The 18,824-nt window shown below is 72.4% G+C and carries 16 protein-coding genes; 6 read left to right on the top strand and 10 right to left on the bottom strand.

Annotation, left to right across the window (positions count from 1 at the left end; translation table 11 throughout):
* The first annotated feature begins 9 nt into the window (after nucleotides 1–9).
* From ACBJ59_RS17880 to ACBJ59_RS17860, 5 genes are all read left to right on the top strand, one after another.
* On the top strand, nucleotides 10–2,364 hold the full coding sequence (locus ACBJ59_RS17880) for a LuxR C-terminal-related transcriptional regulator (RefSeq protein WP_375111333.1): 2,355 nt from the start codon (nucleotides 10–12) through the stop codon (nucleotides 2,362–2,364).
* A gap of 331 nt (nucleotides 2,365–2,695) precedes the next feature.
* Nucleotides 2,696–3,469 carry an AMP-binding protein gene (locus ACBJ59_RS17875; protein ID WP_364115187.1) on the top strand — a complete coding sequence of 258 codons (774 nt, stop codon included), beginning with the start codon at nucleotides 2,696–2,698 and terminating at the stop codon, nucleotides 3,467–3,469.
* A gap of 154 nt (nucleotides 3,470–3,623) precedes the next feature.
* Nucleotides 3,624–4,925, top strand: coding sequence for an ABC transporter substrate-binding protein (locus tag ACBJ59_RS17870; RefSeq protein WP_375111332.1), 1,302 nt, complete (start codon nucleotides 3,624–3,626; stop codon nucleotides 4,923–4,925).
* A gap of 64 nt (nucleotides 4,926–4,989) precedes the next feature.
* On the top strand, nucleotides 4,990–5,877 hold the full coding sequence (locus ACBJ59_RS17865; protein WP_364115191.1) for a sugar ABC transporter permease: 888 nt from the start codon (nucleotides 4,990–4,992) through the stop codon (nucleotides 5,875–5,877).
* On the top strand, nucleotides 5,874–6,734 hold the full coding sequence (locus ACBJ59_RS17860) for a carbohydrate ABC transporter permease (RefSeq protein ID WP_375111331.1): 861 nt from the start codon (nucleotides 5,874–5,876) through the stop codon (nucleotides 6,732–6,734). The genes ACBJ59_RS17865 and ACBJ59_RS17860 overlap by 4 nt, the downstream gene beginning before the upstream one ends.
* Here ACBJ59_RS17860 and ACBJ59_RS17855 read toward each other — a convergent pair.
* The 9 genes from ACBJ59_RS17855 to ACBJ59_RS17815 all read right to left on the bottom strand — a co-directional run bounded on the left by ACBJ59_RS17855 (nucleotide 6,724) and on the right by ACBJ59_RS17815 (nucleotide 16,557).
* Entirely contained in the window at nucleotides 6,724–7,728 is a 1,005-nt protein-coding gene (locus ACBJ59_RS17855) for a 2-hydroxyacid dehydrogenase (RefSeq protein WP_375111330.1), read from the bottom strand. The genes ACBJ59_RS17860 and ACBJ59_RS17855 overlap by 11 nt on opposite strands.
* A complete protein-coding gene (locus ACBJ59_RS17850) occupies nucleotides 7,725–8,348 on the bottom strand; it encodes a histidine phosphatase family protein (RefSeq protein WP_375111329.1) in 624 nt (207 codons plus the stop codon). Before ACBJ59_RS17850 ends, ACBJ59_RS17855 begins: the two co-directional genes overlap by 4 nt.
* On the bottom strand, nucleotides 8,345–9,793 hold the full coding sequence (locus ACBJ59_RS17845; RefSeq protein ID WP_375111328.1) for an FGGY-family carbohydrate kinase: 1,449 nt from the start codon (nucleotides 9,791–9,793) through the stop codon (nucleotides 8,345–8,347). Before ACBJ59_RS17845 ends, ACBJ59_RS17850 begins: the two co-directional genes overlap by 4 nt.
* Nucleotides 9,790–11,265 carry an FGGY family carbohydrate kinase gene (locus ACBJ59_RS17840; RefSeq protein WP_375111327.1) on the bottom strand — a complete coding sequence of 492 codons (1,476 nt, stop codon included), beginning with the start codon at nucleotides 11,263–11,265 and terminating at the stop codon, nucleotides 9,790–9,792. The genes ACBJ59_RS17845 and ACBJ59_RS17840 overlap by 4 nt, the downstream gene beginning before the upstream one ends.
* On the bottom strand, nucleotides 11,265–12,488 hold the full coding sequence (locus ACBJ59_RS17835; RefSeq protein WP_375111521.1) for a sugar ABC transporter permease: 1,224 nt from the start codon (nucleotides 12,486–12,488) through the stop codon (nucleotides 11,265–11,267). Before ACBJ59_RS17835 ends, ACBJ59_RS17840 begins: the two co-directional genes overlap by 1 nt.
* Before the next feature lie 5 nt (nucleotides 12,489–12,493).
* Nucleotides 12,494–13,261, bottom strand: coding sequence for an ATP-binding cassette domain-containing protein (locus tag ACBJ59_RS17830; protein ID WP_375111326.1), 768 nt, complete (start codon nucleotides 13,259–13,261; stop codon nucleotides 12,494–12,496).
* Nucleotides 13,261–14,358, bottom strand: a complete 1,098-nt coding sequence (locus tag ACBJ59_RS17825; protein ID WP_375111325.1) for a sugar ABC transporter substrate-binding protein — start codon at nucleotides 14,356–14,358, stop codon at nucleotides 13,261–13,263. Before ACBJ59_RS17825 ends, ACBJ59_RS17830 begins: the two co-directional genes overlap by 1 nt.
* Before the next feature lie 131 nt (nucleotides 14,359–14,489).
* The gene (locus tag ACBJ59_RS17820) at nucleotides 14,490–15,455 is read right to left on the bottom strand and encodes a sugar-binding transcriptional regulator (protein WP_375111324.1); all 966 of its coding nucleotides are present in this window, start codon (nucleotides 15,453–15,455) and stop codon (nucleotides 14,490–14,492) included.
* Nucleotides 15,456–15,579: 124 nt separating this feature from the next.
* Entirely contained in the window at nucleotides 15,580–16,557 is a 978-nt protein-coding gene (locus ACBJ59_RS17815) for a DUF5937 family protein (protein WP_375111323.1), read from the bottom strand.
* Nucleotides 16,558–16,616: 59 nt separating this feature from the next.
* Between ACBJ59_RS17815 and ACBJ59_RS17810 the strand changes: the two genes are divergently transcribed.
* Entirely contained in the window at nucleotides 16,617–17,816 is a 1,200-nt protein-coding gene (locus ACBJ59_RS17810) for an MFS transporter (RefSeq protein ID WP_375111322.1), read from the top strand.
* Here ACBJ59_RS17810 and ACBJ59_RS17805 read toward each other — a convergent pair.
* A complete protein-coding gene (locus ACBJ59_RS17805; RefSeq protein WP_375111321.1) occupies nucleotides 17,813–18,796 on the bottom strand; it encodes a LacI family DNA-binding transcriptional regulator in 984 nt (327 codons plus the stop codon). The two genes, ACBJ59_RS17810 and ACBJ59_RS17805, sit on opposite strands and share 4 nt — an antisense overlap.
* Nucleotides 18,797–18,824 lie beyond the last annotated feature (28 nt).

The following is an 18,824-nucleotide window of genomic DNA, read 5'->3' as shown; positions in this document are numbered from 1 at the left end:
CTCACAGTGATGCTGCGATCCGTGGACTTCGCCAACCTGCCGGCCGAGCCGAACACCTTCGTGGGCCGGGAGTCCGATGTGGATGAGCTCGTGCACCTGATGCGCGTCTCGCGCGCCGTGACCCTGTGCGGCGCGGGCGGCATCGGGAAGACCCGGCTGGCCCTGCGGCTCACCGCCAGGATCGCCTCCTCCCATCCGGGCGGCGCCTGCCTGATCGAGCTGGCCGACCTGGAGAAGGGCGCGCTCAGGGGGCACGTCGCCGCCGCGCTCGGCATCGCGGGCGACCTGGCCGAGACGATCGGCGACCGGCGCGTGCTGCTGCTGCTCGACAACTGCGAGCCGGTCATCGGGGAGTGCGCCGAGCTGTGCCGCGACCTGCTGAGCGCCTGCCCCGGGGTGACGGTGCTGGCGACCAGCCGCGAGCCGCTGCGGGTGCCGGGAGAGACGGTGTGGCGGGTGCCGCCGCTCTCGGTGAGCGGGCCGGAGAGCGAGGCGGTGCGGCTGTTCGTGGCCAGGGCCACCGCCGCCAGGCCCGCGTTCGAGCTGACCGAGGAGACGCGGCCGCTGGTCGTGGAGCTGTGCCAGGCACTCGACGGGCTGCCGCTGGCGATCGAGCTGGCCGCCGCCATGGTCCGGGTCCTGTCCGTGGGGCAGCTGGTCGAGCGGCTCGACGACCGGTTCAGGCTGCTGGCGGGCGGTGCCCGCACCGCTCCGGCCCGGCACCGTACGCTCAGGGCCACGGTGGACTGGAGCTACCGGCTGCTCTCCCCGCAGGAGCGGCTGCTGCTGCGCCGTACGGCCGCCTTCCGCTCCTCCTGGACCCTCGACCTGGCCGAATGGGTCTGCTCCGGCCCGGGGCTGGCGGAGGAGGAGGTGCTGCCCAGGTTGTGCGACCTGGTGGACAAGTCGCTGGTGGCCCTCGACGGGGAGGTCGCCGGGCAGGCGCGCTACCGGCTGCTGGAGACCGTCCGCGAATACGCGCTGGAGCAGCTCGTCGAGTCCGGCGAGGAGGCCGAGCTGCGGCGCCGGCACCTGACGGCGCTGGCCAGGCTGTCGGGGCGGGTCAGGGAGGCGCTGGCCCCGGGAGCGCGCACGTCGTGGCCCGTGGTCGAGCGCTACATCAACCTGTTCGACGGGCTGAAGGCCGAGGTGAGCTCCGCCTGCGACTGGTCGATCGCCATCGGCATGCCGGAGGCCGCCCTCGGCCTGCTGACCGACCTCCGCTTCCTGCTGATCGGCAGCGGTCGCAAGCTCGACATGGCCGAGCGGCTCGACCGGCTGCTCGCCCTCGACGCCCCGCAGGTGCCCCAGGCGCTGCGCGGGCAGGCCACGATCCTGCGCGGCGAGCTGGCGCTGGCCGCCGGCGACGTCGAACCGGCCCTGCGGCACGCCCGCGCCGGGCTCGACCTGTGCGCCGCCGCCAAGGACGTGTACGGCGAGGCCGTGGGCACGATCGTGCTGGCCCAGCTCACCGGTGAGCAGGAGGCGCTGAACCGCGCGCTGGAGACGGCCAGGCGGTCCGGCGACCTCATCCTGGAGTCGCTGGCCCACGGCACGAGGGCACGCTTCGGCCTGGACCAGGGACGCCTGCACGAGGCCCAGCGGGGGTTCCAGGAGGTGCTGTCGATCAGCGAGGAGCTCGACAACCACTACGGCCAGACCTTCGGCCACATCGGCCTGGCCCAGGTCGCCAGGCGGACCGGCGACCCCGCCGCCGCCAGGCGGCACTACGAGTCGGGGCTGCGCCTGCTGCGGCACGTGGACGCCAGGCAGCACATCGTGAGCTGCCTGGCCGGGCTCGGCCGGGTGGCGCTGGACCAGGGCGACCTGGTGGAGGCCAGGGCCCGGCTCACCGAGGCGCTGGTGCTGAGCCGGGACGCGGGCCTGCGCGCCGGCATCGCCAGGCGGCTGAGCACGTGGGCCGGCCTGGTCACGGCCGAGGGCGACCACCGGCGGGCGGTCCTGCTGGCGGCGGCCTCGGTGGCGCTGGGCGGGCGGCAGCCGGACGCGCGTACCGAGGACGTGCTGCGGCCCGCCAGGGAGAGTCTCGGCGAGGCCGTCGTCGGCGTGTTGTGGGCCGAGGGCACCAACCTGACCGCCGACCAGGCGGTGGCCTGCGCGCTCGACGGCGCGCTGCCCGCGCCGCCGGCCGTGCCTGTCGTGCCGGTCAACCAGGACAGCAGGCTCACGGCCCGGGAACGGGAGATCGCCGAGCTGGTGGCCAGAGGGCTCAGCAACCGGGCGATCGCCGACGAACTGGTCATCAGCCCGGCCACGGTCGCCCGCCACGTGGCCAACATCCTGGCCAAGCTGGGCTTCTCCACGCGTACACAGATCGCCGCATGGGTGATCGGCAGCCGCTGAATCACCTGCCTGTCTACACATCCCGGTTACATCGTCGAATGGCCATGTCAGCGCATGTGCCGTGGCCCTCTGCACGCCTACCGTTCTTCCTGTGATCGACCGCACCGCGCGTTCCTCGCCCCTCGCGACGGGGTCGCCGCGGCCGATCGGTCGGGGACGTCACGCGTCCATGCGGAGCCGGGCCTTCTCGGAGGGGTGGGGGCCTGGCTCCGGGCGCGTGACAGCGGGCTCGAGTCGCGCAGGGCTCGGGCCCGCCCCACCCGCGAATGCACAACCGCCTACATACATCGGTGGATGTTGCGGCCGCCCCGGCGGCCGTACCTTGTCGGGCATGAAGCCCACCGCCTCGACCACCGGCACCGTGATCCACGAAGTGTTCCGCCGGGCCTACGAGCGCGGCGACCGCCCTGCCCTCATCGATCTGCGGGGCGGCCACGTCTATGGCTACCGCAGGCTGGTGACCGAGGTGACCAGGGCGGCCTCCGGGCTCGTCCGCAGGGGCGCCCGGCGGGATCAGGTGGTCGGGGTGCACGTCTCCACGGCCGGCGCGCAGACGCTGGCGGCGCACACGGTGGTGGCCGCCGGTGGGGTGGCCACGCCGATCGATCCGGCCCTGGGCGCGGCCGAGGTGGCGGCGTGGCTCCTGGAGTGCGACGCCCGCACGCTGATCACCACGCCGGACCTCGCGGAGACGGCGATCCTGGCGGCCGAGCGGTCCCGCGTGCGCCAGGTCGTCTCGCTGGGCCCGGCGCTCGACACGATCGACTTCCGCTGCCTGCTCACGCTGGAGCCCACCGCGCTGCCCGCGCTCGACGCCAAGCGCCAGGACGCGCTCCTGCTCGCCGGCGGCCGCCGCCTGTCGCACGCCGACCTGCTGGCCAGGATGGCGGAGCTCGACCTGCCCGTACGCCTGGCCGAGTCCGACGTCGTGCTGACCACGTGGCTGCCCGACGGCGGCTGCGACCTGCTGGCCCTGGTCGGGCTCGGGGTCTCGAAGGGCGCGCTGGTGGTCGCCGCCGACGGCGGCGATCTTCCCGGCACCAGCTACGACTTCGGTGTCACCGTGGTGACGGGCCCCGGCGGGACGCTGGAGCGGCGCGGCTGAGAGCGCTCTCTACCGAAGGCGCCGAATATCCCGAATATGCGGAGCTGTTACCGCCCATCCCTTGACGACGTGCGGCGGAAAGTGGGTTGATAGCCGTTGTTGACAACGTTGTCAGAATCACCAACTTCGGGGGGCTTCGAAGGGATGGTGTGGGATGCGACGGTGGTTAGCGGCCCTATCGATCACGATGGTGAGCGTGCTGGGCCTGGCGGCCTGTGGCAGCGGCGACGGCGGTGGGCAGGCCACAGGGGCGCCCGCAGCCAGCGGCAGCGGCGAGAAACAGCAGGTTGAGGTCTTCTCCTGGTGGACGGGCCCCGGTGAGGCCGACGGCCTGCAGGCCATGAGAAAGATCTTCGAACAGCAGAATCCGAATTACACCTTCTTCGACGCCGCGGTGGCCGGTGGCTCGGGCGACAAGGCCAAGGCGCTGCTGCAGTCGAAGCTCCAGGCGAACACCCCGCCCGACACCTTCCAGGGGCACGCGGGCGCCGAGTTGCAGGGCTACATCAAGGCGGGCAATCTCGAGGACCTGACCTCGCTCTATGACGAGCTGAAGCTCAAGGACGTCTTCCCCGCGCAGCTCGTCGAGCAGATCAGCGTGGAAGGCAAGATCTACTCCGTGCCGGTGAACATCCACCGCTCGAACGTCATGTGGTTCAACCCGACCGTGCTCAAGGACGCCGGGATCACGGGCGCGCCCAAGACGATCGAGGAGTTCATCGCGGCCCTGGAGAAGGTCAAGGCCAAGGGCAAGGTCCCGCTGTCCATCGGGTCCGAGTGGACGGTCACCCACCTGCTGGAGAGCGTGCTGCTCGGCTCGCTCGGCACCGACGCCTACAACGCGCTGTTCAAGCCGGGCGCCGACTGGAACAGCCCGCAGGTGACCACGGCGCTGCAGAACTTCGCCAAGATCATGACGTACGCGGGCGACCCGCAGGACGACTGGCAGCCCGCGGCCAAGCAGGTGGCGGACGGCGAGGCGGCGTTCAACATCATGGGCGACTGGGCGTACGGCTACTTCCACAACCCGCCCGAGGGCGGCCTGGGCAAGACCTCGAAGACGGACTTCGACTGGGCGCCGTCGCCCGGCACCGAGGGCACCTACATGTGGCTGTCCGACAGCTTCACCCTGCCCAAGGGCGCGAAGAACCGCGAGGGGGCCATGGCCTGGCTGAAGGTGGCCGCCAGCAAGGAGGGCCAGGACGCCTTCAACCCGAAGAAGGGCTCCATCCCCGCCCGCAAGGACGCCGACCAGTCGCTCTACACCGACTACCTGGCCGACGCGCTGAAGGACTGGTCGGGCAACAAGCTCGCCGGGTCGATCCAGCACGGCGTGTCGGTGAACCAGCCGTGGCTGGCCTCGATCAACGAGGCGGTCGGGCTGTTCATCGGCACCAAGGACGTCAAGGCCCTGCAGCAGGGGCTGTCCGACGCCGCCACGGCCAACGCCCAGTAGATACGGCACGTAACTGCCGGGTGCGGCAGGCGCAGGAGCGCGCCTGCCGCGTCCGCGGGAGGGAATGGTTGTGAGGCGGGCGCGCACGTGGCTGCCCGGACTCCTCCTCGTCACGCCGTCGATCATCCTGATCGGCGTCTTCGTGTACGGCATGCTCGGCTGGAACTTCCGGCTGGCCATGACCGACCAGCACGATGAGGTGTCCGAGGGGAAGTTCGTGGGGCTGCAGAACTTCGTGGACATCTGGGACCTGCCCCGATGGCACCTCTCCGTGCGGCACGCGATCGTGTTCACGATCGTCTTCGTGGCGGGGGCGCTGGTGCTCGGGTGGCTGCTGGCGTTCCTCATGGAGAAGGGGATCTGGGGCGAGGGGACGTTCCGGGCCATCTACCTGTTCCCGATGGCCATCTCGTTCGTGGCGACCGGCATCGTGTGGCGGTGGCTGATGAACTCCGGGACGGAGGAGCGGGCGGTCGGGCTGAACCGGTTGCTGGACTGGTTCGGGCTGCCGCAGTGGCAGTGGTTCCGGGATCCCGACTGGGGGATGGCCGCGATGGCGCTGCCGGCGGTCTGGCAGATGTCCGGATATATCATGGCGCTTTTCCTGGCCGGGTTCCGTGGCGTGCCCGAGGAGCTGCGCGAGGCGGCCCGGGTGGACGGCTGCAACGAGTGGGGCGTCTACCGGCACGTGGTCCTGCCCCTGCTCAGGCCGGTCACGTTGTCCGCGCTGATCATCCTGGGGCACATCTCGCTCAAGGTGTTCGACCTGATCGTCGCCGTGTCGGGGAAGGCGATCGTCACGGACGTGCCCGCGGTGTTCATGTGGGTGGCGGTGTTCGACTCGCACGATCCCGCCAAGGGCGCCACGATCGCGTCCTACATCGTGCTCAGCGTGGCGATCTTCGTGATCCCGTACCTGGTCTGGTCGGTGCGTAAGGAGAGGCGTTCATGACGGCGGTGGCCGGGCGCAGGTCGGTGGGCTTCGCGTGGGCCCGGTTCGTGCTGCTGATCCTCTTCGTGGTGGTCTTCCTCATCCCGATCTACGTGTTGCTGGCGACCAGCTTCAAGCCGCTCACCGAGGCGGATCCGGGCCAGGCCTGGAACCTGCCGCGGACGTGGACGACCGAGGCGTGGCGGGTGGCCTGGGAGAAGCTGGCCCCCGGCCTGTGGAACAGCGTGCTGCTGGCGGTCCCCGGGTCGCTGCTGTCGTGCGTGCTGGGCTCCATGAACGGCTACGTGCTGTCCAAGTGGCGCTTCCCCGGGGCGGACGTGCTGTTCACGCTGTTCCTGTTCGGGATGTTCATCCCCTACCAGGGGGTGATGATCCCTCTGGTGCAGCTCCTCGTGGGGCTGAACGAGCTGACCGGGCTGCAGGGCGTCTTCTACGGCGGCATCCCGGGGCTGGTGCTGGCGCACGTGGTGTACGGCATCCCGATCTGCACGCTGATCTTCCGCAACTACTACGTGACGATCCCCGACGAGCTGATCGAGGCGTCGCGGGTGGACGGCGCCGGCATGTTGCGGGCGTACTGGTCGGTGGTCCTGCCGGTGTCCGGGCCCGCGATCGCCGTGGTGATCATCTGGCAGTTCACCTCGTTGTGGAACGACTTCCTGTTCGCCGTCTTCCTGACCGGGCCGACGAGCTGGCCCACGACCGTGATGCTGAACAACATCGCGGGCGCGCAGGCCACCCCGTACAGCCAGCAGATGGCGGCGGCCATCCTCGCCTCGATCCCGACGATGGTGATCTACGTCGTGCTGGGGCGGTTCTTCATGCGGGGGCTGATGGCGGGGGCGCTCAAGGGGTAGCCACATGGGCGAGCGGCTCGCCGCGTACGTAGCGGGCCACGTCCGCGGCCACGATCGAGGCCGCCTTCATCGCCGTCTCCTTGCTGGCCCCGGCCAGGTGCGGGGTCATGACCAGGTTCGGCGTCGTGAGCAGGCGCGAGCCCGGCGGGATCGGCTCCTCCGGGAAGACGTCCACCGCGGCGCCGAACAGGTGGCCCGAGTCGAGCGCGTCGCACATGGCGTCGTAGTCGAGCAGCGCGCCCCGGGCGCAGTTGACCAGGACCGAGCCCCGTGGCATGGCGGCGAGCTCGGCGGCGCCGATCATGCCGGCGGTCTCCGGGGTGGCGCGGGCGTGCAGGGAGACGAACCGGGAGCGTTCGAGCAGCTCGGGCAGCTCGACCCGGCCCGGCACGTCCACGTACGGGTCGTGCACCAGGACGTTCGCGCCGAAGCCCGCCAGCATGCGGGCCACGCGGCGGCCGATCGCGCCGTAGCCGACCAGGCCCACCGTGCTGCCCTCCAGCTCGGGCCCGACGTTGTCGTAGGTGTAGTAGTCGCCCCGCCACACGCCCCCGGCCAGGTCGGCGTGCGTCCGGGGGATGCGGCGGGTGGCGGCCAGCAGCATGGCGAGGGTGTGCTCGGCGGTGGCCACGGCGTTGCGGCCCGGCGCGTACGTCACCGCTACCCCCGCCCGCGCGGCCGCCTCCAGGTTCGCGTTGACCGGCCCGCCCCTGCTCACGCAGAACAGCCGCAGGTCGGGCGAGGCGTCCAGGACGCGCTTGGTCAGCGGCGCCATCTGGGTGACGCAGACCTCGACCCCGCGCAGCGCCTCGATCAGCTCGTCCTCCACGTCGGAAGCCTCGTCCACCTCGCCCACGCGGCCGAACGGCTCGACCGGCCACGGCAGCGTCAGCTCGCGGATGTCCACCTCGCCGGGGACCTCGCGCCTGAGCGCGTCGACGAACAGGCGGTTCTGGACGAAGTGGTCGCCTGCGGCAAGGACTTGGATGGTCAACGAACGGCTCCAATCGGAGAGTTGTACTGCAGCATGGCCACCTGTCCGGCGTCGGGTCCCGTCAGGCGCAACTCGGTCAGGGCGCAGTTGTCCAGGCGCGGGAACAGCCGCCGGTACTCGCCCAGCGGCACCCCGATGAGCCGGCACAGCGCGAGCCTGATGGCGGTCGTGTGCGCGACCACCAGCACGCGGGCGTCGGGGTGCGCGGCGGAGACGTCCCGCAGCGCGGCGACGAAGCGGGCGGCGGCCGCGTACGGGTCCTCGCCGCCGGGCAGCGGATGCGCGGCGGGGTCGGCCTCGAAGGCGGCGCGGGCCTCGGGGAAGCGGGCCTTCATCTCCGCGGAGGTGAGGCCGTCGCCCTGGCCGAAGTCGAGCTCGCGGAGGCGGGCGTCGGTTCGCACGGGCAGGCCCGCCTTGGTGGCGGCGGTCTCGGCGGTGATCCGCGCACGGTTGAGCGTGGAGGCCCACACGGCGTCGAGGCCGGCCTGCTCGGCCCAGCCCGCCAGCTGGGCGGCCTGGTCGTGGCCGCGCGGGGTCAGCTCGATGTCGCTGATCCCGGCGTAGCGGTTCTCGGCGTGCCAGACGGTCTCGCCGTGGCGGACGAGCACGAGGTCGGTCATGTGGCGGTCCTCTCGCGGGCGTGTTCCGCGGCTCTCGTGTCGAGCCAGCCGCGCCCCTCCAACTCGGCGACGAAGCGCAGGTACGGCTCCCGCAGGTCGGCCCCGGACGGCTCCACGACCGCGCGGGTCCTGATCATGCGGGCCGGGTCGCCGCCCGCCAGCACGGCCATGCCCAGGGCGGGCTCGGCGTTCTCGCGCAGGGTCACGGGGCGCTCCAGGACGTCGGCCCGGAGCCGGGTCCAGTACGCGCTCCTGGTGGCGCCGCCGGTCAGGATGATCTCGCCGGTCACGGGTGCGCCGAGGAGGTCGAGGTAGTCGAAGCAGAGGCGCTCGACGAAGGCCGCGCCGAGCAGGATGGCGGCGTAGCGCTCGACGTCGTCGGCCGGCTCGCCCAGCGTGAACCGCTCGGCGCCGGGGGCGGCGAACGGGAACCGCTCGCCCCGGGAGACGAGGGGGTAGGTGACGGCGGGGGGCACGCGCACGCGGCCGGGCCCCAGGCGGTAGCGTGCCGCGGCCTCCGTGCTCAGCGCGTCGAGGTCGCGGTCCGGCAGGTCGCCGGTCAGGACGCCCGCGCCCGTGCTCGACGCCCCGCCGGGCAACCACGAGCCGTCGGGGGCGCGGTGCGAGTACACCACGCCCAGAGGGTCGTGGATCAGCTCCTTCGTGACGCCCTTCAGCACCAGCGTCGTGCCCAGCACCGAGTTCCAGCTCCCGACCCGCTGGGCGCCCGCGCCGAGCTGGGCCGCGCAGCCGTCCGTGGTGCCGGCGATCACCGGGGTGCCGGCCGGGATCCCGGTCTCCTCGGCCGCCGCCGCGCAGATCACGCCGAGGCGGGTCCCGGGCCGGACGACCTCGGGCAGGAGGCCGGCGGGCACGCCCAGCGCGTCGAACACGTCGGCGGGCCAGCGCTCCTCGATCAGGTCCACGCCGGTCTTGAGCGCGTTGCTCAGGTCGGTGGCCACCTCGTGCCCGGTGAGGCGCCGGTTGACGAAGTCGCTCTGGTGGGCCAGGCGGGCGCCCGCCGGGGCGTCGCGCAGCAGCCACAGCAGCTTGGGCAGCGCCCAGTTGGGCTGCATGCGCCGGTAGCCGAGCCGCTCCCACACGTGCGCGCCGGCCTCGTTCACCCGGCCGGCGTCGGCGCGGCGGTCGTCGTACATGAGGGCGGGGGTCAAAGCACGGCCGGAGGCGTCCGTGAGCAGGACCGTTCCAGATGTGGCGGCCACCGCGACGCCCTCGACGCGCTCGCCGGCGGGCAGGTCGCGCAGTGCCGACCGGGTGGCGGCGGCCAGCTCGCGCCACCACTGCTCGGGGTCCTGCTCGTGGCGGGGCCCTTCGCGGTGGCTGGTCAGCGGGCGGCTCCCGGTGCCGAGCACCCGGCCGTCGCCGGTGACGGCCAGCGCGCGCACGCTCTGCGTGCCGAGGTCGATGCCGATCCACCCGCTCATGTACGACCTCTCATGGCGCCGAGCAGCGGCCAGGCGCCGGCGTCGGTCGCGCGCAGGGCGAGGAAGTCCTCGAACCAGCGGTCATAGAACCCGCGGCGGGCGGGGTCGGGCTCGACCGCGTCGCGCAGGCGTACGTGCCGGCCGGCCGCCGCGGCGATGGACGGCTCCGCACCGGTCGCGGCCAGCCCCACCAGGTACGCCCCCCGCGCCCCCACCTCGGCGTCGGCCGACCGGCGTACCGGCAGCCCCGTGACGTCGGCGATCAGCCCGAGCCAGGTGGCGCTGGCCGAGCCGCCCCCGCACACCCGCAGCTCCGTCGGCGCGGCACCGGTGGCCACCAGGCAGTCGCGGATGACCATCGTGAGCCCTTCGAGCACCGCCCTGGCGACGTGCTCGCGGCCGTGCTCGAACGACATGCCGAGCAGCGCCCCCCTGGCCAGCGGATCGGAGAACGGCGCCCGCTCCCCGGCCGGCGACAGGTACGGCAGGAACGCCAGCCCGCCCGCGCCCGGCTCGCTCAGCAGGGCCAGCTCGCCCAGCTCGGCCGGATCGCCCAGCCCCAGCAGGCGGCACGTCCACTGCACCACCTCCGTGCCCGCGAACGTGGGGAAGGCCCGCAGGTAGCCGCCGGGCAACGCGATCGTGATGCCGGTCGGTGAGCCCTCCAGGTCGGGGGACTCGACGACGACCTCGGTGCAGAGCGTGGTGCCGAGGATGCCGCACGCCTGCCCGGCCGCCACCGCGCCCGCGCCCAGCGCCGTGGCGGCGATGTCGTAGGGGGCCATCACGACCGGCGTCCCGGCGGCCAGCCCCAGCTCGGCGGCGGCGTGCGGGGTCAGCTCGGCGACGGGGCAGGGCCGGACCGGGGGCAGCAGCCCCTCGGCCCACTCCAGGCCGAACAGCCCCAGCAGCTCCGGCGAGTACGCCCGCGCCCGCAGGTCCATGAACGGCGCCGAGGCGTCGGACTCGTCGGCCACCAGCTCCCCGGTCAGCCGGGAGAAGATCCAGCCGCCGCAGGTCAGCATCGCGGTCGACCGGTCGAGGCGGGCGGGGTCGTTGGCGCGCAGCCAGGTCAGGATGGCATGCGGCAGCCCGGAGGCCGCCGAGGAGCCGTTGCGGCGGAAGGCCGCCGCCGCGAGCCCCGACTGGGTCCAGTCGTCCACCGTGGCGGCCGCCCTGGCGTCGTTCCAGAGGATCGCGGGGCCGGTCGGCGCGCCGGCGGCGTCGACCAGCCAGCAGCCGTCGCCCTGTGCCGTGACCGCCACGAACTCGGCGCCGCCCACCTGGGCCGCGACCTCGCGCACGGTGGCCGCGACCGCGTCCCAGACCGCGCCCATGTCCTGCTCGGCGTGCCCCGGCGCGGGCCTGGACACCCCCGTCTCGCGCCGGGCGACGGCGGTCTCCGCGCCCGAGGAGTCGTACCCGACCGCCTTGATGACCGTGGTCCCCGCGTCCACGCAGATGATCGCCATCAGGCCCTGCCGTGGGAGGTCCTCGACCGGCGCGACACGGAGTCGACGATCACGGCGAGCAGCAGCACGGCCCCGGTGACCACGAACCGGATCGAGGAGTCCAGGTTGAGCAGGGTCAGGCCGCTGGAGATCGACTGGATCACGATGATCCCGAGCAGCGCGCCGAACGCCGTGCCGCGCCCGCCGAACAGGCTCGTCCCGCCGATCACGGCCGCGGCGATCGCGTTGAGGTTGACGTCGCCCGCGCCGCTGCTCTGGTTGGCCGCCGCCAGCCGGGCCGCGGCCAGGATGCCGCCGACCGCGGCGAATGTCGAGCAGAGCACGAACACGGAGGTGTAGATCGCCTTGACGTTGATGCCCGCCCGCCGCGCGGCCTCCACGTTGCCGCCCACGGCGTAGACGGCCCGGCCCCACTTCGTCCGCGACAGCAGGTAGTGCATGATCAGCACCAGCGCCACGAAGAAGACGAACATCCAGCCGACGCCGCGGGTCTGGCCGAGGTACCAGACCACGAACGCCAGCACCACCAGCAGCGCCACGCTCCTGACGGCCAGCGTGGTGACGCTCCTCGCCGACAGCCCCGCCCTGCGCCGCCCCCGTGCGTGCAGGAAACCGCTGGCGAACAACCAGACGGCCGCGACCACCGCGAACGTGTACGACAACCACGCCGGTACGAAGTCGAGCTGCGCGAAGTTCACCAGCCCCGAGTCGAACGGCAGGTTGATCGACCCCTTGGTGCCCAGCACGTACAGCTGCAGCCCGAGGAAGGCCAGCAGCCCGGCCAGCGTGATCACGAAGCTGGGCACCCCGAAGCGGTTGAAGAGCTGCCCGTACACCCACCCGATGACCGCGCCCATGACCACCGAGGCCGCGATCGCCAGCCAGACCGGCAGGCCCTCGCTCACGAACAGCACCGCGAGCACCGCCCCCGACAGGCCGCTGACCGAGCCGACGGACAGGTCGATCTGCCCCACCAGCAGCACGCACACGATGCCGAGCGCGATGATGCCGACGGCGGCGGACTCCAGCGTGAGGTTCACCAGGTTCGCGCTGGACAGGAAGATCGGGTTCAGGATCTGCAGCACCGTCCAGATGACCACGAGCCCGACCACGACCGGGATGACACCCAGGTCGCCGCCGCGGGCCCGCTCGACGATGTCGGCGAGCGCGCCGCGCAGCCCGTCGCGGTTCTGCAGCCGCTCGTCCTGGCGGTCGGTCGTCATTGCGGTCACGACTGTCCTTCCTGCCCGCGCGCCGCCCGCCTGGACACCACGTTGTCGGTGGCGCCGGTGATGGCGGCGATGATGTCCTCGGTGGAGACCTGGTCCACGTCGAACACTCCGTTGTTGCGGCCGAGCCGCAGCACCGCCACGGTGTCGGCGACGGCCTTCACGTCCGCCATGTTGTGGCTGATCATGATCACGCCCAGGCCGTTCTCGCGCAGCCGCTCGACCAGGTTGAGCACCTCGGCCGTCTGGGCCACGCCCAGCGCGGCGGTGGGCTCGTCCAGGATGATGACCTTCGGGTCGCCGAGCAGCGACCGGGCGATCGCCACCGTCTGCCGCTGGCCGCCCGACAGCGCCGCCACCGGCACCCGCACGCTGGGGATCTTGGCGGAGAGCTGGCGGAGCAGCTCCCACGAGCGGGTCTCCATGGCCACGTCGTTCAGCCGCAGCGGGCGGATCTCCTGGCCGAGGAAGAGGTTCTGGATGACGTTGAGGTTCTCGCAGAGCGCCAGGTCCTGGAAGACGGTGGCGATGCCCAGCTTGTGGGCGGCGGCCGGGGTCGGGATCTCCACGTCGCGGCCCTCGAACGTGATCGTGCCCGAGTCCGGCGGGTGCACGCCCGAAAGGATCTTGACCAGCGTCGACTTGCCCGCGCCGTTGTCGCCCACCACGGCGACGACCTGGCCGGCGTCGACGTCGAGCTCGATGTCGGTGAGCGCGGCCACCGCCCCGAAGGTCTTGTTGATGCCGCGCAGGGAAAGGACGCTCATTACTTGATTCCGAGCTCTTCGCAGCCCTTGGCGTACTCACCCGTGCACACGTCGGCGGCCTTCATGATGCCGCTGTCGAACAGCACTTCCTTGATGTTCTCCTTGGTCACGACCGTGGGGACGAACAGCTCGGACGGCGTGTTGTACAGCGTGGCCTTGCCGGCGGGCTTCTTGCCCTGCATGAACTCCCAGGCCACGTTCGCCGACGCCTCGGCCACGATCTTGATGGGCTTGGAGATCGTGTTGTACTGGTCGCCCGAGACGATGCGCTGGGCGGCGGCGATCTCGGCGTCGTTGCCGGTGACCGGCGGCACCTTCACGCCGGCGGCCTTGAACGCGGCGATCGAGCCGCCGCCGGTGCCGTCGTTGGCCGCGACCACGCCGACGATCTGGTCCTTGAACTGGGTGATCTGGCCGCTGACCCAGGTCTGCGCCTTCTCCGGCTGCCAGTCGGGGGTGTCGTACTCGGCCAGCAGCTTGAACCCGCTGGGGTCCACCGCGCTGTGGATGCCCTTCTTGATCAGCCCGGCCGCCGCGTCCGTGGGCGAGCCGTTGACCTGGAGGATGCCGCCCTCGGCCTGCTCGGCCTTGAGGTGGTCGACCAGGGACTGGGCGATCATGGAGCCGATCTTCTCGTTGTCGAACGAGATGTAGTAGTCGGCGGGCGTGGCCGGGATCGGGCGGTCGTAGGCGATGACCGGGACCTGCTGCGACTGGGCCGTCTTGACGATGGTGGCCGCGGCGGCGGAGTCGACCGGGTCGAGCACGATGGCCTTGACCCCCTGGGCGAGCGCGCTGTTGGCCTGCTGCTGCTGCTTGGCCGCGTCGGAGTCGGCGTTCTGGTAGATGACCTCGCAGCTCGGGCAGAGCTGCTTCATCCTGGCCTCGAACAGCGGCTTGTCCTGCAGCTCGTAGCGGGTCGAGGCGAGGTCGGGCATGAGGAAGGCGACCTTTGCGCCCTGCAGGTCGCCGCCGCCGGGGTTGCCGCCGGTGTCCCCGCTGGTGGAGCCGGATCCTGAGCCGCACGCGGCCAGCACCGAGCCGGCGAGCACTGCCACTGCGGCGAACGCGGTGGTCCGCATCTGAGCTCTGTTCACGGGTTCATTCCTCACTCGCTGATCAATGACGCTCGCTGCCCCCGAGACAGGGACATGCCCTCACAGGAGGGCACGTCCTGTGGTGCGGCTCACGTTAGCGCGCGGTCAGAAACTTTGTCCAGCAAAAGTGTTCAGAGCTGGTGGGCGGCTGCGACCAGGCCCTCCGCGGTGGGGGTGTCGGTGACGAGCTGGTTGAAGTAGCCGCCCCTGGCCCCGGCGACGATCGAGAGCACCTTCTCCGCGCCGACCGCGACGGCGATCGTGTGCGGGATGCGGCGCAACTCCTCCAGCTTCGTGGCGACCAGGCGCTCGCTGCCCGGGTACGTGATGGGGGCCCCGTCGCGGTCGTAGACCCGCATGCACACGTCGCCCACGGCCTGGCGCAGGCTGTCGGCGTCGCGCGGCATGAGGGAGGGCACCATCTGCCGCATCAGCGGCGCCGAGCCGACGCCCACGATCGCGCACTTGGCGTGCGCCCACAGGTCCATGACCCGCCGCACGGACGGCTCGTGCTGCAGCGAGTAGAACAGCTCGGGGCCGGGCAGGGCCGGCGCGTAGAGGTAGGCGGGCACGCCGCCGGAGCGTTCGGCCAGGATGCGGGTGGTCTCGTTGGTCTGGAACCAGGGCTGGGGCTCCTCCTGGCCGCCCACGGCCGGCGCGATCGTGACGCCCGGATACTGGCCCAGGCCCTGGCGGGCGCACTCGTAGACCGTGGTGCCCGAGGAGACCAGCACGACGTCGCCCGACTCCAGGCCGACGGCGGCCAGCGCGCGGGTCACGCCGGGTGCCAGCCAGGGGCCCAGCGCCGGGCCGCTGACCTTGGGGACCAGGTAGACGCGCTCCAGGTTGAGCGCCTGGGCCACCTCGGCGGCCAGCGGGCCGTCCTCCAGAGTGGCCGGGCGGTGCACCTTGATCTCGACGATGCCCTGCCTGCGGGCCTCGGTGAGCAGGCGGCTCACGGTCGCCCGGCTGACGCCGAGCCGCTTGGCGATGTCGCCCTGGGTGGCGTCCTCCATGTAGTACTGCTGGGCCGCCGCGTACATCAGCTCATGGGGGAACCTGGCCTGCGCCTCTGGTGCGACGTCGGCGGCATTCATGCGCGCGCTCCTGGTTGCGTTGCGTGAACAAAGTTGCAGAACTGATGCGCAAAGACTACACCGGTGTGCTCGTCCCTCCCCGTCGTACGTCGCCGGAGGTCCACGAGGGAGGCGAGAGACGGCGTCAGCCGCCGAGCAGGGCGTCGCCCAAGGGGGTGCGGGTGTACAGGACGCTGCGGCCGGTGCGGGTGCCGGTGATGAGGCCGGTCCTGCGCAGGGCGGAGACGTGGCCGCCCGTCGTGCCCAGGCTCTGCCCGAGCAGGGCGGCGAGCTGGGTGGTGGTGGCGGGTTCGGCCAGCTCGGCGAGGATGCGGGCACGGCTGCGGCCGATCAGCGCCGCCAAGTCCGCGCCGGGCGCGGGCACCGGGACCGCGGTGCCCCGGGCTGGGTAGATCATCGCGTACGGCCAGGCGTCCTCCAGGTAGGTGCCGATGTTGTCCAGGAACGCCGAGGGCAGGAAGAGCAGCCCCTTGCCGTCGAGCCGGTGGATCCGGCCGGTGGACATCATGTCGATCTCGATCCGGCCGCCGGCCCGCCAGTGCACGCGCGGGCTGAGGTCCTCCAGCGCCGCCTGCCACCCGTACGCGGCCAGCCGCCCCGCCCGCTGCGCCACGTCACGCTGCAGGATCGCGCGGAACCGCGGCCACTCGTGGGACAGGACGTACGTCCACAACGCCTCGTACGCGTCCGCGAACCGCGCCACGACCTCCGGCCCCAGCAGCAGGTCCCTGACCCATCCGGCCACGGGCGGGCGCTTGGCCAGCACCCGCGCGATCTCGGCGTGCGCCTGCTCCAGCGGCGTCGCGCGCATGGCGGCCAGCTCCGCCTCGAACGGCACGTCCACGGCCGTGGGGGGCGGCGCGATGAAGTCGACGTTGGCGTCCCCCTTGTTGCCGCTGATCGCGGCGGCCGCCCTCAGCGCGGGGTGCTCGCGCACCAGCCCCTCGTACGTCTCCCGCCACCGCGCCACCCACGGCCCGTTCACGCCCGCCCGGTAGCGGCCCGCGAGCACCCACTGCGCGTGCATGGTCTCGATGAGCGGCGAGATCGCGAACCTGCTCGCCATCAGGTCCTGCGGGACGACCTCGATCGTCACCATCATCTTTCGGTTATATCCGAAAGAGTCGCCCCGATGCGGGACCGGGCCACACCATCGGGACCGTGAAGGGCGCGACGTTCGGCGAGGTGTTCGCCGTCAAGGAGTTCCGGGTGCTGTTCGGCAGCTTCGTGCTGCTGGTGGGCGCCGACGGGATCAAGATGCTGGCCCTGTCCGTGCTGGTGTACGCGCGGACCGGGTCGCCCGGGCTCTCGGCCGCCGCGTACATGGCCGGGTGGCTCCCGTACATCGCGGGCGGGCTGTTCCTGCTCTCGCTGGCCGACCGGATGTCGCCGCGGGCGCTGATGGTGGTGGGGGAACTGGTCAGGGCGGTCACCTGCCTGCTGCTGGCCTACGCCGGGCTGCCGGTGTGGGGGTTGCTGGTCCTGGTGCTGGTCACGGGGTTGTTCTCGCCGGTGTTCTTCGCGGCTCGGGCGGCGATGCTGCCTGAGGTGCTGCCGGGGGACGCGTTCGTGCTGGGGCGTTCGGTGCTCAACGTGGCCTCGGCGGGCGCGCAGATCGCGGGGCTGGCGGTCGGGGGCGCCTTCCTGGCCGTCACCGGTCCGTCGGGCGCGCTGGCCGCCACGGCCGGGTTGTCCGTGGTGGCGGCGGTGGTGCTGCGGTTCGGGCTGCCCTACCGGCCGGCGCGGGGTGCGGACGGCCCGGGCGGGGCGGGGGCGGTGCGGCAGACGTTGCGGGTCAACCGGCTCTTGCTGGCCGACGGCCGGGTGCGCGGGCTGCTGCTGGCCGCATGGCTGCCGTGCGTGTGCTTGGCGGGGGCGGAGGCCATGGTGGTGCCCTACATGGGCGGGCAGGGGCAGGCCGGGGTGGTGCTCGCGGCGGCGGCCGGCGGGATGGCGGTCGGGGAGTTCGCGGTCGGGCGCTTCGCGGCGCCGGAGCTGCGCGAGCGGCTGTCGTTGCCGCTGGCGGTGCTGCTGGGGGTGCCGTGGCTGGCGTTCGCGTTCACGCCGGGGGTGGTCTGGGCGGCCGTGCTCGCGGCGGTGGCGGCGGCCGGGCTGTCGTACCAGCTCGGGTTGCAGCGGCGGTTCGTGGACGTGGTGCCCGAGGAGGTGCGGGGGCAGGCGTTCGGGCTGCAGTCGGCGGGGCTGATGACGGGGCAGGCCGCCGGTGCGGCGCTGGTCGGGGTGCTGGGCGAGGTGATCGCGCCCTCGTACGCGATCGCGGCGGCCGGTGGTGCGGGCATCCTGGTGGCGCTCGCGCTGGCGGGCGTGCTGCGGCCCGCCCGGGCCCAGGTCCGGACCTAGCCCGTCAGGGTCTCGCCCGAGCCGCGGGCGATGAGGCGTACCGGGAGCTCGATGTGCTCGGGCGGGCCCGAGTCGCCGCGCAGGCGGCGGAACAGCAGCTCGGCCGCCACCCGCCCCATCCAGTACGGGTCCTGCGCGACCACGCTCACCCCCGGGTCGAGCAGGTCGGCCAGCTCGAAGTCGTCGAACCCGACCAGCGCCGGCCGCCGCCCCGCCAGCGCCCGCAGGGTGGTCACGGTGTAGCGGCCGTTGCCGGTGAACAGCGCCGTCGGCGGGTCGTCGAGGGCGAGCATGCGCTCCAGGTCGGCGCGGACCGACTCCAGGGCCGGCGGCCGCATCGCCACCAGGCGCTCGTCGAAGAGCCCGCCCAGCTCCGCCCGGTAGCCGCGCAGCCGCTCGGCCGCCGTGAAGATCGCCGGGTCGTCGCCGAGGAAGGCGATCCTGCGGTGGCCGTGGACCAGAAGGTGGCGTACGGCCTGCCGGGCGCCGCCCACGTTGTCGGTGAGCACGGTGTCCACGTCGATCCCCGCCCCCGGCGGCCGGTCCGCGAACACCACGGGCGTCCCCGCCTCCAGCTCGGACCGCAGGTAGGTGTGGTCGTCGCCGGCGGGCACCACGATCAGCCCGTCCACCCTGCGCGCGCAGAACGTCTCGACCAGCTCGCGCTCCCTGCCGGGCTCCTCCCCGGACGAGCCGCTCAGCAGCAGGCAGCCGTGGTCGATCACGACGGCCTCCACGGCCCTGCTCAAACCCGAGTAGAACGGGTCCGCGACGTCCTCGATGACCAGCCCGATCGTGGCGGTCGTGCCCCTGCGCAGCACCCGGGCGCTCTCGTTGCGGCTGTAGCCCAGCCGGTCGATGGCCGTGCGTACCCGCTCGGCGGTGGCCGGGTGCACGCCCGGCTCGCCGTTCACGACGCGCGAGACGGTCTTCAGCGCCACGCCCGCCGCCGAGGCGACGTCCTTCATGGTCGGTCTCACGCCAGGATCATTTCCTAATCGGGAGGGG

The sequence above is a fragment of the Nonomuraea sp. MTCD27 genome (assembly GCF_041950495.1).
GTDB lineage: Bacteria > Actinomycetota > Actinomycetes > Streptosporangiales > Streptosporangiaceae > Nonomuraea.
The sequence above is the reverse complement of the archived record's forward strand: the minus strand, read 5'-3'. Positions and strand labels throughout refer to the sequence as shown.